Raw genomic sequence first — 15,310 nt, forward strand, 5'->3', positions numbered from 1 at the left:
TCTGGCTGGCGTCGGGACCGGGGGTTTCACACCCCCGGACCCCCGTGGGATATTTATGGACAGATGATGGGATGCGGGGGCGCATCAGTCGCGCAGGCTTTCTTCGCGCAAGCCATCGGCCAGAAGGTTCAGGCCAAGGACCAGGCTCATCAGCGCCAGCGCGGGAACGAGGGCGGGATGCGGGAACAGGTTCAACAGCTTGCGGCCATCATCGATGGTCGAACCCCAGTCGGGGCTTTCTGGGCTGACGCCAAGGCCGAAGAAGCCCAAGGTGCCCAGAAGGATGGTGGTGTAGCCGATCCGCAGGCAGCTATCGACGATCAGCGGGCCGCGCGCGTTGGGCAAAATCTCCCACAGCATGATGTACCATGGGCCTTCACCACGGGTCTGGCCCGCCGCCACATAATCGCGTGCCTTGATGTCCATCACCATGCCCCGCACGATGCGGAACACGCCGGGCGAGTTGACGAACACCACCGAGACGAAGACGTTCAGCAGGTTCGGGTCCATGTGCCAGACGCCCAGCGGGTCTTTGTCGAAGGCCAGGCCGATATAGGCCCAGAAGCCGATGACCAGCACGATACCGACGTAAAGGTTCCGGCGCGCGGGCACCATGAAATAGCGGCTGTTGAAGAGCACCACCACGAACAGGATCGGGAACAGGAACAGCACGGCCGCCAGATAGGTAGGAATGCCGGTCTGGACGATCTCTGGTGTCACCAGCAGGTAGAACAGCAGGATCACCGGGAAGGCCAGCACGAGGTTGGCGATGAAGGACAACACCGTATCCAGGCGCCCACCGAAGTAACCGGCAGGCAGGCCAAGGGTGATGCCCACCATGAAGGCGAACAGCGTTGCCGCCGGTGCAATCACCAGCACCTCGCGCGCGCCCATCACCATGCGGCTAAAGACGTCGCGGGCGCCGTTGTCGCCGCCCAGAAGGTAATATTGATAGGCCTCGGGCGGAACGCCCTTGGCCGGGCTGCCGGGCAGGGCGTTCTTCATGCCCGACAGAACCTTGAGCGGGTCGTGGGTGATGATCGCATTGGCAAAGATCGCGGTGAAGATCCAGAACAGCACGATGCCAAAGCCGACCATGCCGACCGGACTGTCATACAGTTTGCCGTAAAGGCCGAGGTGCCGCTTGTAGCGGACCGACAGAAGGAAGGTGGCAACCATCGCGATCCAGACCGGCCAGAACCGCGCAACGGAATGGGCAAAGATCGAGCCCCAGGAAAGTGCGTCCATGATCTTGTCCTTACGCCAGGCGGATGCGGGGGTTCAGGAAGACATAGCCCACATCGGAAATGAGCTGCGTCACCAGAACCACGAAGACCGCCACGACCGAACAGGCCAGCAGCAGGTTGATGTCGTTGTTGCCTGCGGCCTGAACCAGTGTCCAGCCGAAGCCCTTGTAATTGAACAGGGTTTCCACAATCACCACGCCGTTCAACAGCCAGGGGAATTGCAGCATGATCACTGTAAAGGGCGCGATCAGCGCGTTGCGCAGCGCGTGCTTCATCACCACCTGGCGGAAGCTGACGCCTTTCAGGCGCGCGGTACGGATGTACTGTTGCGTCATCACCTCGGTCATCGAGGCGCGGGTCATCCGGGCGATATACCCGATGCCGTAAAGCGCAATGGTCATCACTGGCAGGGTAAAGTTGCGCCAGGTGATATCATCCATCGCCGATGTGGCGGTGCCCTGAAACAGCGTCTTTTCGGTGATCCAGCCCCAGTCATGCAGATGCGGCGAGATGCCGACCGTGGCCGAGGCGAACAGCGCCACAAAGATCACGCCAGACACATATTCGGGGGTCGCCGTCGTCACGATGGCCAGTGTCGAGAGGATGCGGTCAAGCCGCGTCCCTTCCCGCATCCCCGACAGAACGCCCAAAAGCAGCGCGGTCGGCACCATCACCACCATCACCGCCAGCATCAGCCAGCCGGTATGGCCAAGCGAGCGGCCCAGAACCGTGGTGACCGGCACCTTGGCAAAGGTGGAATAACCCCAGTTGCCTTGCAGGATCCCGCAATAGGTTGCCGCCTGCGCCGGATCGGACCCATCTACGATGCAGCGGCCCCGCGTGACCCCCTTGTCATCGGTGCGCACCCAGCCCGGCACCACACCCAGCCATTCGCCATAGCGCTTCAGCATCGGGCCGCCATGACCGTTGTTCACGATCCAGCTTGCGATGGCATCATCGCTCATTCTGACCGAGCCTTCGCTGCGGGCAAGTTTTTCGAGGTTTGGTTGCAGGTTGGTCAGGCAGAACACTGCGAAGGTCAGCACAAAGGCTGTCAACAGCATCAGACCCAACCGGCGCAGGACAAAGGGAAACATGGCAGACCTACTTTCGCGGAATGGCCAAAATTGCGCGGTCAAGGCAAGGCCGACCACGGTGCAGAAGAGTGAAAAAGGGGCGCCCGAAAAGGTGCGGGCGCCCCCTCTGTCAGGTCAGATCAGGCGATCGACCATTTGTAGTGGTGATGTTCGAAGGACGGGTGCATTTCCACCTTCACGCCTTCCTTGGCGTGACGGAACAGCGACCGCCAGTAAGGCTGAATGATATAGCCTTCGTCCTGCAAGATCGTCTCCAGCGTCACCATCACTTCGCGCCGCGCATCGGCATTGTCCAGGGACAGCGCTTTGGTCATTGCCGCGTCGAAATCGGCATTGGCCATGCCGGTCTCATTCCACGAACCCGTCGAGGTATAGGCCAGCGACATGTTCTGCACCGCCAGCGGGCGGTGGTTCCAGGTGGTCGAGGAGAACGGATACTTCTGCCAATCGTTCCAGAAGGTAGAGCCCGGCATCACGGTGCGCTTGATCTTGGCGCCCGCATCGCGAAGCTGCGAAGCAACCGCATCGGTGGTCGAGGCTTCGAACCCGTCATCCAGCGAGATGATTTCCAACTCGGCATCCGCCAGGCCCGCCGCTTCCAGCGCGGGCTTCAGCCCTGCCGGATCAATGGTTTGCGCCGGGATCTTGGCATACTCCGGGTGGATCGGGCAGGCATGGTGGTTTTCTGCCGTGGTGCCCAGGTTGTTATACCCCAGTTCCAGCACGACCTTGGGGTCAACCGCCTTCTGAATCGCCTGACGAACCGACTTTTCCTTATACAGATCGCCGTTGGCAGAGTTCATCCGCACCACGATGGTCGAAGCGGTCACCGCCTCCAGCTTTTGCCAGCCGATATCGTCAAGCTGGCTGATCTGGTCGCCGGTGGTTTCATAGTTGCAGTCGATCTCGTCCGAGGCAGCAAGGCTGACCATGGTCGAGGGGTCGGTGCCGAAGTCCACATAGTGGATTTCGTCCAGCGGTGCGGTGCCGCCCCACCAGGTGTGGTTCGGCGCACGCACCAGAATGGCGCGCTGACCGGCGATGACCTCTTTCGGCACATAGGGGCCGGTGCCGATGGCATTGGTCGAAGGGTCCGACCCGTCGGCCAGCGACGAATGCACCACCGCAGCCGGATAGTCGGCCAGATTCGGCACCACGGCGATGTCAGACTGGGTCATCTTCAGTTGCACGGTATAGTCGTCAACCTTGGTGACAGCCCCGTCGCGCACGGTTTTCTTCTCGGCATCGACCAGACCGGGGAAGCGCGACGCCATGGCGTTGCCTTCGACCGAGCCGTCGCACCAGCGGGTGAACATACGCACCACGTCATCGGCGTTGAAGGCGTCGCCGTTGTTCCACTTGACGCCCTGACGCACCTTGAGGGTGTATTCGGTGGCGTCGGCATTGGCTTCCCAGCTTTCCAGCAGACGGCCTTCGAAAGTGGCATCGGCGTTGTACTGGATCAGGTATTCCAGCCAGCCACGATAGATGTTGGCAATCTGCGGCCAATCGGCCGTGCGCGGGTCTTTCTGAGCCTTTACTTCCATGGCGCAACGCACCACGCCACCCACTTTGGCTTCTTGTGCCTTGACCGGAGCCGACAGGCCCAGAAGGCCATAGGCCGCCGCCGCCGAGACGCCCAGCGCAGTGGTGCGGGTCAGGAATTCACGGCGGCTCAACTTACCGGCGCGAACTTCCTCGACATACATCTGTGCGGCCGGATGCAGCACGTCATCCGTGATCATGTCCTTCATTGTCGTCTCCCTGTCGGGGCGTTGCCCGGTTTTAATTTTTCTAAGTGCCCCGTCGTTCGACCCAAAAACCGACCCCACGGCGGTTCTTCGTCAGCTTGCCCGACAGGCGCACCATACGCGATATTCGGCACGGTTTTCGTGTTAGCGTCAACGCCCGGATTCGCTGTCTGATGTGCGATTAGCGACATCATCACGGCGGAAACTCACAAATGCGAAGGCTGTGGCCGCAATCGCTGCGGCCAGCACGGCAAAGGAAATTTCTTGGGGGTTTCCGTCAGTTCGGACGATTCGTCGCAGGGGCGTCTTGTGTACGACGGAATGCCGAAGGCGACAGGCCGGTCAGATGCTGAAAGGCCCGCGCAAAATAGGCCGCCGAGGCAAAGCCAAGGCTGGCCCCGATATGGCCGACGGGCGTATCGGTTTCGGCCAAAAGGCGACGCGCCTCAAAGATCCGGCGGTCTTGCAGCAGGTCAATCGCCGACCGCGCGCAAGCCAAGCGGCAACAGCGCGTCAGGTGGGTGGCTGTCACACCCAGCATGGCCGCAATCTCGCCCACGCCCTTGCCCTTGCGAAACTCGGTCTCCATCAGCGCGGTATAGCGCGCGACCAGACGGCGCGCGGCGTCGGGCTGTACAGCCTCGGCGGCGCCCTTGGCCGCCTGCCGCTCCAGCCAGACGCCCAGCAGGCCCAGATGGTGCTGGGCGGCGCGGTCATGGCCGGGGGTGTCGCTGTCCAGCTCGCGCTGGATCATGTCCAGCGTCACGTTCACCTCTTGCTGGGCATGCACCTCGCGGATGCGCAGGTGCAGGGCGCGCTCTGGCAGTGTAACCGGGCAACCGCGTCCGAAAAATACCGCCGTGCCGAAAACCTGCGGCCCAACCTCGAACCCGTGCATCACACCCGGCGGGATGTAGATCGCATTATGCGCGGTGTAGCCCCGTGTCTGGCCCGCCACGGTGATCCGGCCCTGACCCTTGGTGAACCACAAAAGGCAGCCTTCGGACAGGCTGCGCATCGCCTCCACCCGCCAACGCCCGCCAGCCGCCAACCGCGAGATGGCCATCAGGCGCATCTGCGTCGGGTCTTGCGGCGACATCGTGGTCAGCTTTTGCGGCAGCGATTGGGGTGAGGACATTGCGGGGGCCTGCATTCTTGTTCTTGGGCCCCAGATAACCCCGCAGCCACAGCCAACCCAAGCGAAAACTTCCTCGCCGCCGCATCTTGTCCACAGTTGTGGATCAAATCTGTGGATAACTCTGTGGGCAGTTCACGGAAGCGCAATTTCACGCCAGTCGCGCATCCGGGTACGGAACCAGGTGCGCTGGCGTTTGGCATATTGGCGGCTGGCCAGGATCGAGGCGAAGGTCGCCTCGGAAAGTGTTGATTCCCCTTGCAGATAGGAAATCAGCTCTGGCGCGCCGATGGCCTTGGCCGAAGCGTGCGCCGGGTTCCAGAACGGCAGCTCTGCCTGCACTTCTGCCAGCGCTCCGGCCTCTATCATCGCATGGAACCTGCGCGCGATTCGATCGTCCAGCCACTCCACCTTGGGGCGAATAACCCAAGGGTCGCATTGGCCCAGCGCCAGCAAGGGAGGCGGCGTCTCGTCTTGCCAATCGGCCAGCCCGCGCCCGGTGGCGCGCAGCACCTCCCAGGCGCGCTGCACCCGCGCCCCGTTGGCCCGGTCAATCCGCGCCGCGGTGCGCCCGTCCACCCCCGCCAGCAGGGCCGCCACCCCGCCCGCCGCAAAAAGTGCGTCGCCCTCCGCCCGAATGCTGGCAGGTACTGGCGGAATTTCAGCCAGCCCCTCGGTCAGCGCCCGGAAATAAAGGCCGGTTCCCCCGACAATCACCACCGGCCGGGCCAAAAGCGGCGCCACCTGCCGCAGCCATTCGCCCACCGAATAGGCCTGATCCCGCGCCACATGACCATAAAGCACATGCGGCAGCGCTGCTTCCTCCTCAACAGAAGGCCGCGCCGTCAGAATTCGCCAGTTGGCATAAACCTGCAGTGCATCGGCATTCACGATCACCCGCCCGTCGCGCGCCGCAAGATCCATCGCCAGCGCCGACTTGCCCGAAGCCGTCGGCCCCGCCAGCAGAACCGGCGCCTCGCGGGAAATATTGTTCAGAACGCTGCTTATCATCTGTTCATAAATATCCCACGGGGGTGCGGGGGTGTGAAACCCCCGCTCTGTCGTTTGTGACAGGTTGAACCCGCCGCCGTTTTGCGACATTTTGCGCCACAGTCAAATTCCAAAACGAAATGCGGGGGCGCCCATGTCGAATTCCACCACCGGGTCGGGGGTCAAATACAGCCGCGTGATGCTGAAGATCTCTGGCGAGGCGCTGATGGGCGATCAGGGCTTTGGCCTCCATCCGCCCACCGTTGCCCGCATCGCGCAAGAGATCAAATCGGTCCATGATCTGGGGGTCGAGATCTGTCTGGTGATCGGCGGCGGCAACATTTTTCGCGGACTTGCCGGGTCTGCCCAAGGGATGGAGCGGACCACCGCCGATTACATGGGGATGCTTGCCACGGTGATGAACGCCCTTGCCATGCAATCCGCACTGGAAGGGATAGGTGTCTTTACCCGTGTGATCAGCGCCATTCCGATGGATCAGGTCTGCGAGCCCTACATTCGCCGCCGCGCCGTGCGCCATCTTGAAAAGAAACGGGTCTGCATTTTTGCCGCCGGCACCGGCAACCCCTATTTCACCACCGATACCGCTGCGACCCTGCGCGCCAATGAAATGGCCTGTCAGGCGATTTTCAAGGGCACCAAGGTTGATGGGGTTTATGACAAAGACCCCAAGAAATTCCCCGATGCCAAGCGCTATGAAACCGTTAGCTATGACGAATGTCTGGCGAAACATCTGGGGGTGATGGATGCCTCGGCCATTGCGCTTGCGCGCGACAACAGCCTGCCGATCATCGTCTTTTCGCTGGATGAACCGGGCGGCTTCCGGGGCATTCTGGCCGGGCAGGGCACTTACACCCGCGTCTCTGGCTGATCTGTCTGCGCAAGGCCTGCACGCAAAGGCGCAGCCAACCGCTATACCTGTGCCGACATTTCCCCTATAGAACGGCAAATCACGGTGACAGGCCCCGCCCGCCGCCCGCAAAAGACCAGAGGACCCCATGTCGAACGACAACGATCTGGACATCGACACCGACGCGTTGCAGCGCCGGATGGATGGCGCGATGAGCGCATTGAAAACCGAATTCGCCAGCCTGCGCACCGGACGCGCCTCGGCCCAGATGCTGGACCCGATCCACGTTGATGCCTATGGCACGATGACCCCCATCAACCAGCTTGGCACGGTGAACGTGCCAGAGCCGCGGATGGTGGTGATCAACGTCTGGGACAAGGGCATGATCAACAAGGTGGAAAAGGCGATCCGCGAATCCGGTCTGGGCATCAATCCGGTGACCGATGGCCCCTTGATCCGCCTGCCGATCCCGGAATTGAACGAACAGCGCCGCAAGGAACTGTCCAAGGTCGCCGCCGGTTATGCCGAAAGCGCCAAGGTCGCCGTGCGCAACGTCCGCCGCGACGGGATGGACCAGATCAAGAAGGCCAAAGCCGCCGGCATGGGCGAGGATGACCAGAAGATGTGGCAGGACGAGGTGCAAGAGATGACCGACGCCCTGATCGTCGCCATCGACAAGGCGCTGGAAGCCAAACAGCAAGAGATCATGCAGGTCTGACGCCCGTGACGCGGCCCCCGGCAACACTCTGTCAACTGGTTGTGGCGATGCTGTCCCATGGGATGGCGACCGGCACATGGCGGGCACAGGCATGACAACAGACGCAACGTCTTCGGGGCCGGTCGAGCATGTGGCCATCATCATGGATGGCAATGGCCGCTGGGCAACTGGGCGCGGCTGGCCGCGTCTGGTCGGGCACCGCAAAGGGGCCGAACGGGTCAAGGAAATCGTCCGTGCGGCACCTGATATGGGTATTCGCTGGCTGACGCTTTATGCCTTTTCGACCGAAAACTGGAAACGCTCGACCGAGGAAGTCCTTGGTCTGATGGCAATCTTTGCGCGCTATATCGAGCGTGAGGCGGATCGGCTGGCGGCCGAATCCGTGCGGATGCGCTTTATCGGCGACCGGTCGCGGCTGGACCCGAAGCTGCAAAAGCTGATGGCCGGGATCGAGGCGCGCACGGCGCCTTACACGCGGCTGAACCTGACCGTGGCGATCAACTATGGTGGCCGGGATGAAATTGCCCGCGCCGCGCGCGACATTGCCTGCGCTGTGGCTGCTGGGCTGATGGACCCGGCCAAGATCACGGCCGAAACGATCTCTCAACACCTTGATACGGCTGATATTCCCGACCCGGATCTCGTGATCCGCACCAGCGGCGAGACGCGGACCTCCAACTTCCTGCCCTGGCAGGCTGCCTATGCGGAATATGAATTCACCGAAACCTTGTGGCCCGATTTCACGCCGGAAGAGTTGGGCCTTATCGTTGCACGCTTTGGCAATCGGGAACGGCGGTATGGCGGGGTGCTGGCCTGATGGCAGGTGCCGCCGACCGCTGGGCTGATCTGAAGCCGCGCCTGATTTCGGCGGCGGTGATGATTGCCGTCGGCGTGGTCGAGATTGTCTTGGGCGGCTGGCCGTTTCTGGTGCTGGTCGGTGCGCTGATTTCGCTGATGATCTGGGAACTTGCGGCAATGACCGGCAAGCCGCAGGGCGGACGGGTGGCCATTGCCATTGCTTGTCTGGCCGCGCTGGCAATTCTGTTTGATGAGGGCTGGCCCTCGGTACCTTCCTGGTGGGTGTTTCCCTTTGTGATCGGCGCAATTGCCGTGACACCGCGCATTCAGCCCGTCGCGACATCGGTCCTTGCGGCGGCTATTCTGGTGGCCGGGCACGGATTGTTCGTTCTGCGCGACGAGGCGGGAACCGAGGCGATCCTGTGGCTGATCGGCGTTGTCATCGCAAGCGATGTGATGGGCTATTTCGTGGGTCGCATCGTCGGTGGGCCGAAATTCTGGCCCGCGATCAGCCCCAAGAAAACCTGGTCGGGCACCGTTGCGGGCTGGATCGGTGCGCTGGGGGTCGGGGTCTTGTTCGTGGCCATGGGGCGGGGCGAGCCGCTCTTGATCATCCTGTCGCCCATCGTCGCCTTTGCCGGGCAAATGGGCGACATCGCCGAAAGCTGGATCAAGCGGCGCGCGGGCGTGAAGGATTCGTCCCACCTGATCCCCGGCCATGGCGGCGTGATGGACAGGTTCGATGCGCTGACCGGTGCGATGGTTGCGGTGATGGTTCTTGGCCGGATCATCCAGTTGCCAGTGGGCTTTGGGGGCTAGGGGTGCGGCGCATCTCGGTCTTTGGTGCCACCGGATCGGTTGGCGAAAGCACGTTTGATCTGCTGATGCGGCAGGGCGGGCCAGAGGCGTTCCACACCATTGCCTTGACCGGGGGGCAGAACACCGCCCGGCTGGCCGAAATGGCCATCGCGCTGCGGGCCGAAATCGCGGTAACCGCGCATGACGCCTGCCTGCCCGATCTGGCCGACCGTCTTGCGGGCACTGGCATCGCCGTTGCCGCCGGGCCGCAGGCGATTGCCGAAGCCGCCAGCCGCCCCGCCGATTGGGTGATGAGCGGGATCGTCGGTGCTGCCGGTCTGGTGCCGGGAATGCGCGCGCTGGAGCAGGGGGCGACGCTGGCCCTTGCCAACAAGGAAAGCCTTGTCACCGCCGGGCAATTGCTGATGGCAACCGCCGCCCGCCACAAGGCCACCATTCTGCCGGTGGACAGCGAACATTCGGCGATCTTTCAGGCGCTGGTCGGTGAGGATATTTCGGCGGTTGAACGCATCATCCTTACCGCCTCGGGCGGGGCGTTGCGCGACTGGCCGCTGGACCGGCTGGCCCATGCCACGGTGGAAGAGGCGCTGGCCCACCCCAACTGGGCGATGGGGCGGCGGATCACCATCGATTCGGCCTCGATGTTCAACAAGGCGCTGGAGGTGATAGAGACGCGAGAGTTCTTTGGCGTCGATCCCGACCAGATCGAGGTGATCCTGCACCCCGAATCCATCATCCATTCCATGGTGGGGTTCCGCGACGGGGCGGTCATGGCCCATCTGGGCGCGCCCGACATGCGCCACCCGATCGGTTATGCGCTGAACTGGCCCGCGCGCGCCGCGCTGCCGGTGGCGCGGCTGGACCTTGCGCGGCTGGGCAAGCTGACCTTCCGTGAGCTGGACCCGGCGCGCTATCCGGCCTTGCGTCTGGCGCGCGAGGTGATGGCGACGCGCGGGTTGGCCGGGGCGGCCTTTAACGCCGCCAAGGAAATCGCGCTGGACTGGTTTTTGGAAAACCGGCTTGGTTTCATGGACATGGCAGCGGTGGTCGAGGATACGCTTGACAGGCTTGTGTCGGAAACGTGCCTTGCAAATGCCGCGAGCGGTCTTGAGGATGTGCTGGCGATGGACCAACTCGCAAGACGACACGCCACAGAGCTGGCGACAGGACGGGCAGGGGGCTGACGGGTGCTGAGTGACATTCTTTCGCGTGTGGGCGGACTAAGCTGGACCGTCGCGTTTTTTGTGATTGCGCTGGGGATCATCGTCGCGGTCCATGAATACGGCCATTACATCATCGGCCGCTGGTCCGGCATTCATGCTGAGGTGTTCAGTCTGGGCTTTGGCCCCGTGCTGTTCAAGCGCCGCGACAAGCGCGGCACCCAATGGCAACTGGCGGCGGTTCCGCTTGGCGGCTATGTGAAGTTTCTGGGCGACAGCAACGCTGCGGCGGGGCAGGATGCGGGCGCCATGGCGGGCCTGTCGGCGGAAGAGCGGCGGCACACCATGCACGGCGCCCCCCTGTGGGCACGCGCGGCCACGGTTGCGGCGGGGCCGATCTTCAACTTCATTCTGGCGCTGGCGGTCTTTGTCGGCATGATCCAGTGGCAGGGGATTGCCACTGGCAACCCGACCATCGGCAAGCTGCCTGCCTATCCTTTTGACGGACCAAGCCTTTTGGTCGGAGACCGTATTCTTTCAATCGCCGGTCAGCCCACCCCTGATCTGGAGGCTTTGGCAGCGGTGGCCGACAAGTTGCCCGCAGCCCCCGCCGTCACCTATCAGGTAGAACGCGCGGGCCAGACCGTGGATGTGCACGGCCCGCATCCGATGCCGCCCTTGGTCAAGGGCGTGCAGCCGACATCTGCGGCAATGAAAGCGGGGATACAGGCGGGCGACGTGGTGCTGCAAGCGGGCGGGCAGCCGGTTTACACCTTTGATCAGTTGCGCGAGACGGTCGGCGGATCGGGCGGCAAGCCGGTTGATCTGACGATCTGGCGCGAAGGCAAGCAGATTAACCTGTCACTGACACCAGAGCGGCGCGACATGCCGCTGGCCAACGGCGGATTTGAGACCCGCTGGCTTTTGGGCCTGTCGGGCGGCCTGATGATCGAGCCGGAGCTGCGGCACGCGGGGGCGCTGGAATCGGTGAAACTGGCAGCACAGCAAGGCTGGCTGGTGGCGAAATCCTCGCTGTCGGGCCTGTGGCATGTTGTCACCGGCGCAATCTCGCGCTGCAATATTTCTGGCCCCATCGGCATGGCCGAGGTTTTGGGAGATGCCGCGCGGTCCGGTCCGATGGATTTCCTGTCGATTCTGGCCACGCTGTCCTTGGGAATCGGGTTGATCAACCTGTTCCCGATTCCGGTGCTGGACGGTGGCCATCTGGTCTTTCATGTGTATGAGGCGCTGACGGGCCGCGCCCCTTCTGCGCGCATTCTGGGGTTGTTGATGACGGTAGGGCTGGCGGTGGTGCTGTCGTTCATGGCTTTTGCGCTGACCAACGACCTGTCGTGTTAGGTGCCAAATTGGTGCCACAATTTTTCTTTAATCCTGTGGAATGCGCGCGATGACGGGCGTACTGACGGAGGATGCTATGCAAACGGTCATGGAAGGCTATCGTGGGCTTTCGCTGCTGGTTCGCCTGAACTGGGATGTGATCTTCACGCTGGGCACCATTGTCGTGGGCCTCTTGGCAGGGGGCTTCCTCGGCTCTGCCCTGTTGGGCATGTGACAGCCGCAACTGCGGCGGATTATCCACAGAATAATTCATAATGATGCACCGGGGCCGCGTTCTGCGGCCTCTGCCTTTTGACAAGCCTTGTAGTTCCGGCTAGTCAGGGACACAGGATTTTGTAAGGCCGGGGTCAACTTATGGGCATTGCTGCGAAACAAACGGGGCAACCGCGCAACCGGGCAATCCTTCGCCCCGCATTGGTGGCAATTCTGCTTTCCGGCACAGCGATTTGCGCGCCGGTTTTCAACATGGCCCATGCGCAGGCCTACAGCTTTTCCAATGTCTCGGTTGAAGGCAACAGCCGGGTCGATGCCGCCACGATCATCTCGTATCTGGGAATCGGCAAGGGTGGCGCGGTTTCCTCGGGAGAGTTGAACGACGCCTATCAGCGCGTGGTGAACTCTGGCCTGTTTGAATCGGTCGAACTGGTGCCGCAGGGCAGCACGCTGAAGGTGGTTGTCAAAGAATATCCCATGGTCAACGTGGTGGATTTTGAAGGCAACAAGCGCATCAAAGACGAACAGCTTTCCAGCATCGTCCAGTCGAAATCGCGCTATGTCTATTCGCCCGCCCAAGCCGAGCAGGACGCCGCCACGATTTCCGAGATGTACCGCGTCAAGGGCCGCCTGAATGCAGCGGTAGAGCCCAAGATCATCCGCCGGTCTGACAATCGCGTCGATCTGGTGTTCGAGATCAAGGAAGGTAAAGTCACCGAGGTTGAGCGGCTCAACTTTGTCGGCAACCGCGATTTCAGCGACCGTCGTCTGCGCCAGATCCTGCAAACCAAGCAGGCAGGCATCCTGCATGGCTTGATTCAAAGCGACACGTTCGTTCCCGAAAAGCTGGAAGTGGACAAGCAGCTTCTGAAAGATTTCTACCTGTCGCGCGGCTATGTCGATGTGCAGGTGCTGGACGCGACCGGCGATCTGAGCCGCGAACGCAACGCCGGTTTCGTGACCTATACCATCCGTGAAGGCCGCAGCTTCAATGTTGGCAAGGTTTCGGTCGCCTCGGCGGTCGAGGGGGTGGATGCCGCAGATTTTCAGCGTGCGATGCGTTTGCGTCCGGGCGTGACCTATTCGCCATCGGTGATCGAGGCGAACGTGACCCGTATGGAAGATCTGGCGCTGAAAAAGGGTCTGAACTTCATCCGTGTTGATCCGCGCATCACCCGCAACGACGCCGATGGCACGTTGGATGTGCAGTTCGTCGTAACGCGGGGCGAGCGGATTTTCGTCGAGCGGATCGACATCGAAGGCAACACCACGACGCTGGATCAGGTGATCCGCCGTCAGTTCAAGACGGTTGAAGGAGACCCCTTCAACCCACGTGAAATCAAGCAGGCGGCAGAACGTATCCGCGCCTTGGGGTTCTTCAAGAATGCCAATGTTGATGCGGCACCCGGCACCAGCCCCGATCAGGTCGTGCTGAATGTCGATGTGGAAGAGCAACCGACCGGCTCGCTGACCTTTGGGGCCAGCTATGGCGCCAGCGCGGGCTTTGGCGTGACGATTTCGCTGTCGGAAACCAACTTCCTTGGGCGCGGGCAGGGGTTGAACCTGTCGATCGGCTCGGCAACCGACAACATCGATTCCGGGATCACCTTTACTGAACCCGCCTTCCTGGGCCGCGATGTAAAGTTCAGCTTCTCGGCGAACTATCGCACACAGGAATATTCGGAAACCAACTATAGCACTCAAGCGTTGAGCGTTTCGCCCTCGCTGGAGTTTCCTCTGGCGGAAAACAGCCGCCTGCAACTGCGCTACACGCTGTTCCAGGACCGGGTGTACAACGTCGATACCGATTCGTCGCAGGTGCTGAAGGACGAAGAGGCTGTGGGCAGCCCAATCGGGTCTTCGCTGGGCTATACCTATTCTTACGACGTCCGGGGCAAGACCCTGACGCCGGGCGCAGGCCTTGTGTTCCGCTTTGGTCAGGACTTTGCGGGCGCAGGCGGCGAGGTGAGCTATGTCTCGACCAACGTGCAGGCCTTGGCCGAACGCAAGGTGTTGAAGGAAGAGGTTACGCTGCGGGCGATTTTTGAAGGTGGGATGATCACCTCTTTCGGCGATTATGACACCCGGATCACCGACCGTTACACCGGCTCTGGCAAGATTCGCGGCTTTGACCGCAGCGGCCTTGGTCCGCGCGATCTGACCGCGACGAACCAAGATGCACTTGGCGGCAATTTCTTTGCCGTCGCCCGCTTCGAGGCCGAATTCCCGCTGGGTCTGCCCACTGAATACGGAATCAAGGGCGGCGCATTCTTTGATGTCGGTTCGGTCTGGGGTCTCGACAACACCCAAGGCGGCGCGATCGACGATTCGATGCATATCCGGTCGTCCATCGGGTTGTCGCTGCTGTGGGATACCCCGATCGGCCCGCTGCGCTTCAATTTTGCCAAGGCGATTTCGAAGCAGGACTACGACAAGGAACAAACTTTCGACCTGCAGGTTTCGACCAAGTTCTGATGGCGCGCTTTCGCAATGCCCTTCTTCGTTCAGCCCTGGCAGTCTTGCTGGGGCTGACTGCTTTGACGACAGGTGCGCAGACCGTGTCCAACCCGCCGCCGCTGCGCAGCCCGATCCTGACCGTGGATGAAGAGCGGCTGTTCACGGAATCGCGGTTCGGCAAGGCGATTCTGGCCGCGCGCGATGCTGATGCGGCGGGGCTGATCGCCGAGAATCGCAAGATCGAAGCCGATCTTGAGGCCGAGGAACGCGCCCTGACCAGCCAACGGCAAAAGTTGACCAAGGCTGAATTCGCCCCGCTGTCCGAAGCCTTCAACGCCAAGGTAGAAGGTATCCGCAAAGCGCAGGACGCCAAATCGCAAGAGCTGACCCAACGGTTTGACGATCAGCGGCGGCGGTTTTCCGAAGCGGCTGTGCCGGTTTTGGGCCAGGTCATGGCAGAGCGCGGGGCCTTGGCCATCGTGTCCAAGCGGGCCATCCTGATTGGCGTCGCTAATGTGGACATCACGGTAGAGGCGATTGCCCGGCTGGATACCGCCTTGGGCGATGGCAGCACGACCCCGGCCCAACCCACCCCGCCCGCGCCAAAGCCGAACACCAGCCCCTGAGGCAACGGGTGGCTTGCCTCGTGCAATCGGCCTTGTTAGGGAAAGTCAGGCCCCGGCAAGAGGGCAACGCCA

14 protein-coding genes are annotated in these 15,310 nt (G+C 62.1%); 9 read left to right on the top strand and 5 right to left on the bottom strand.

The window, feature by feature from the left end; translation table 11 throughout:
- Positions 1-84 precede the first annotated feature (84 nt).
- The 5 genes from JI744_RS04355 to miaA all read right to left on the bottom strand — a co-directional run bounded on the left by JI744_RS04355 (position 85) and on the right by miaA (position 6,331).
- The gene (locus tag JI744_RS04355) at positions 85-1,248 is read right to left on the bottom strand and encodes an ABC transporter permease (RefSeq protein ID WP_202658474.1); all 1,164 of its coding nucleotides are present in this window, start codon (positions 1,246-1,248) and stop codon (positions 85-87) included.
- A gap of 10 nt (positions 1,249-1,258) precedes the next feature.
- Positions 1,259-2,344 (bottom strand): ABC transporter permease, encoded by a 1,086-nt coding sequence (locus tag JI744_RS04360; RefSeq protein ID WP_202658475.1) that lies wholly within the window; start codon positions 2,342-2,344, stop codon positions 1,259-1,261.
- A 119-nt stretch (positions 2,345-2,463) separates the two neighbouring features.
- Positions 2,464-4,098 carry an ABC transporter substrate-binding protein gene (locus JI744_RS04365; RefSeq protein ID WP_236019247.1) on the bottom strand — a complete coding sequence of 545 codons (1,635 nt, stop codon included), beginning with the start codon at positions 4,096-4,098 and terminating at the stop codon, positions 2,464-2,466.
- Between the two features lie 274 nt (positions 4,099-4,372).
- Positions 4,373-5,248 carry an AraC family transcriptional regulator gene (locus tag JI744_RS04370; RefSeq protein ID WP_236019248.1) on the bottom strand — a complete coding sequence of 292 codons (876 nt, stop codon included), beginning with the start codon at positions 5,246-5,248 and terminating at the stop codon, positions 4,373-4,375.
- A gap of 117 nt (positions 5,249-5,365) precedes the next feature.
- The gene (gene miaA / locus JI744_RS04375; protein ID WP_407927498.1) at positions 5,366-6,331 is read right to left on the bottom strand and encodes a tRNA (adenosine(37)-N6)-dimethylallyltransferase MiaA; all 966 of its coding nucleotides are present in this window, start codon (positions 6,329-6,331) and stop codon (positions 5,366-5,368) included.
- Positions 6,332-6,374: 43 nt separating this feature from the next.
- Here miaA and pyrH point away from each other — a divergent pair, with 43 nt between their 5' ends.
- From pyrH to JI744_RS04420, 9 genes are all read left to right on the top strand, one after another.
- Complete coding sequence (gene pyrH, locus JI744_RS04380; protein WP_202658476.1) at positions 6,375-7,109, top strand: UMP kinase; 735 nt, start codon at positions 6,375-6,377, stop codon at positions 7,107-7,109.
- Positions 7,110-7,236: 127 nt separating this feature from the next.
- Complete coding sequence (gene frr, locus JI744_RS04385) at positions 7,237-7,806, top strand: ribosome recycling factor (protein WP_202658477.1); 570 nt, start codon at positions 7,237-7,239, stop codon at positions 7,804-7,806.
- Between the two features lie 91 nt (positions 7,807-7,897).
- Entirely contained in the window at positions 7,898-8,623 is a 726-nt protein-coding gene (gene uppS / locus JI744_RS04390; protein WP_236019249.1) for a polyprenyl diphosphate synthase, read from the top strand.
- Positions 8,623-9,423: a phosphatidate cytidylyltransferase gene (locus tag JI744_RS04395; protein WP_202658479.1), complete on the top strand. Its 801-nt coding sequence runs from the start codon at positions 8,623-8,625 to the stop codon at positions 9,421-9,423. The genes uppS and JI744_RS04395 overlap by 1 nt, the downstream gene beginning before the upstream one ends.
- Before the next feature lie 2 nt (positions 9,424-9,425).
- Complete coding sequence (gene dxr, locus JI744_RS04400; protein ID WP_202658480.1) at positions 9,426-10,607, top strand: 1-deoxy-D-xylulose-5-phosphate reductoisomerase; 1,182 nt, start codon at positions 9,426-9,428, stop codon at positions 10,605-10,607.
- 3 nt (positions 10,608-10,610) lie between these two features.
- The gene (gene rseP, locus JI744_RS04405) at positions 10,611-11,942 is read left to right on the top strand and encodes an RIP metalloprotease RseP (RefSeq protein ID WP_328756852.1); all 1,332 of its coding nucleotides are present in this window, start codon (positions 10,611-10,613) and stop codon (positions 11,940-11,942) included.
- A 76-nt stretch (positions 11,943-12,018) separates the two neighbouring features.
- Positions 12,019-12,156, top strand: a complete 138-nt coding sequence (locus JI744_RS04410; protein ID WP_202658481.1) for a hypothetical protein — start codon at positions 12,019-12,021, stop codon at positions 12,154-12,156.
- Positions 12,157-12,296: 140 nt separating this feature from the next.
- Positions 12,297-14,630 (top strand): outer membrane protein assembly factor BamA, encoded by a 2,334-nt coding sequence (gene bamA / locus JI744_RS04415; protein ID WP_202658482.1) that lies wholly within the window; start codon positions 12,297-12,299, stop codon positions 14,628-14,630.
- 44 nt (positions 14,631-14,674) lie between these two features.
- Positions 14,675-15,238 carry an OmpH family outer membrane protein gene (locus JI744_RS04420; protein WP_202658483.1) on the top strand — a complete coding sequence of 188 codons (564 nt, stop codon included), beginning with the start codon at positions 14,675-14,677 and terminating at the stop codon, positions 15,236-15,238.
- The last annotated feature ends 72 nt before the right edge of the window (positions 15,239-15,310 follow it).

The organism is Fuscibacter oryzae (assembly GCF_016765795.1).
Lineage (GTDB): Bacteria > Pseudomonadota > Alphaproteobacteria > Rhodobacterales > Rhodobacteraceae > Fuscibacter > Fuscibacter oryzae.

Coding starts and splice junctions, on each gene's coding strand:
- JI744_RS04355 (WP_202658474.1), bottom strand. CDS start 1,248: ATGGACGCACTTTCCTGGGGCTCGATCTTTGCCCATTCCGTTGCGCGG.
- JI744_RS04360 (WP_202658475.1), bottom strand. CDS start 2,344: ATGTTTCCCTTTGTCCTGCGCCGGTTGGGTCTGATGCTGTTGACAGCC.
- JI744_RS04365 (WP_236019247.1), bottom strand. CDS start 4,098: ATGAAGGACATGATCACGGATGACGTGCTGCATCCGGCCGCACAGATG.
- JI744_RS04370 (WP_236019248.1), bottom strand. CDS start 5,248: ATGCAGGCCCCCGCAATGTCCTCACCCCAATCGCTGCCGCAAAAGCTG.
- miaA (WP_407927498.1), bottom strand. CDS start 6,331: ATGTCGCAAAACGGCGGCGGGTTCAACCTGTCACAAACGACAGAGCGG.
- pyrH (WP_202658476.1), top strand. CDS start 6,375: ATGTCGAATTCCACCACCGGGTCGGGGGTCAAATACAGCCGCGTGATG.
- frr (WP_202658477.1), top strand. CDS start 7,237: ATGTCGAACGACAACGATCTGGACATCGACACCGACGCGTTGCAGCGC.
- uppS (WP_236019249.1), top strand. CDS start 7,898: ATGACAACAGACGCAACGTCTTCGGGGCCGGTCGAGCATGTGGCCATC.
- JI744_RS04395 (WP_202658479.1), top strand. CDS start 8,623: ATGGCAGGTGCCGCCGACCGCTGGGCTGATCTGAAGCCGCGCCTGATT.
- JI744_RS04410 (WP_202658481.1), top strand. CDS start 12,019: ATGCAAACGGTCATGGAAGGCTATCGTGGGCTTTCGCTGCTGGTTCGC.
- bamA (WP_202658482.1), top strand. CDS start 12,297: ATGGGCATTGCTGCGAAACAAACGGGGCAACCGCGCAACCGGGCAATC.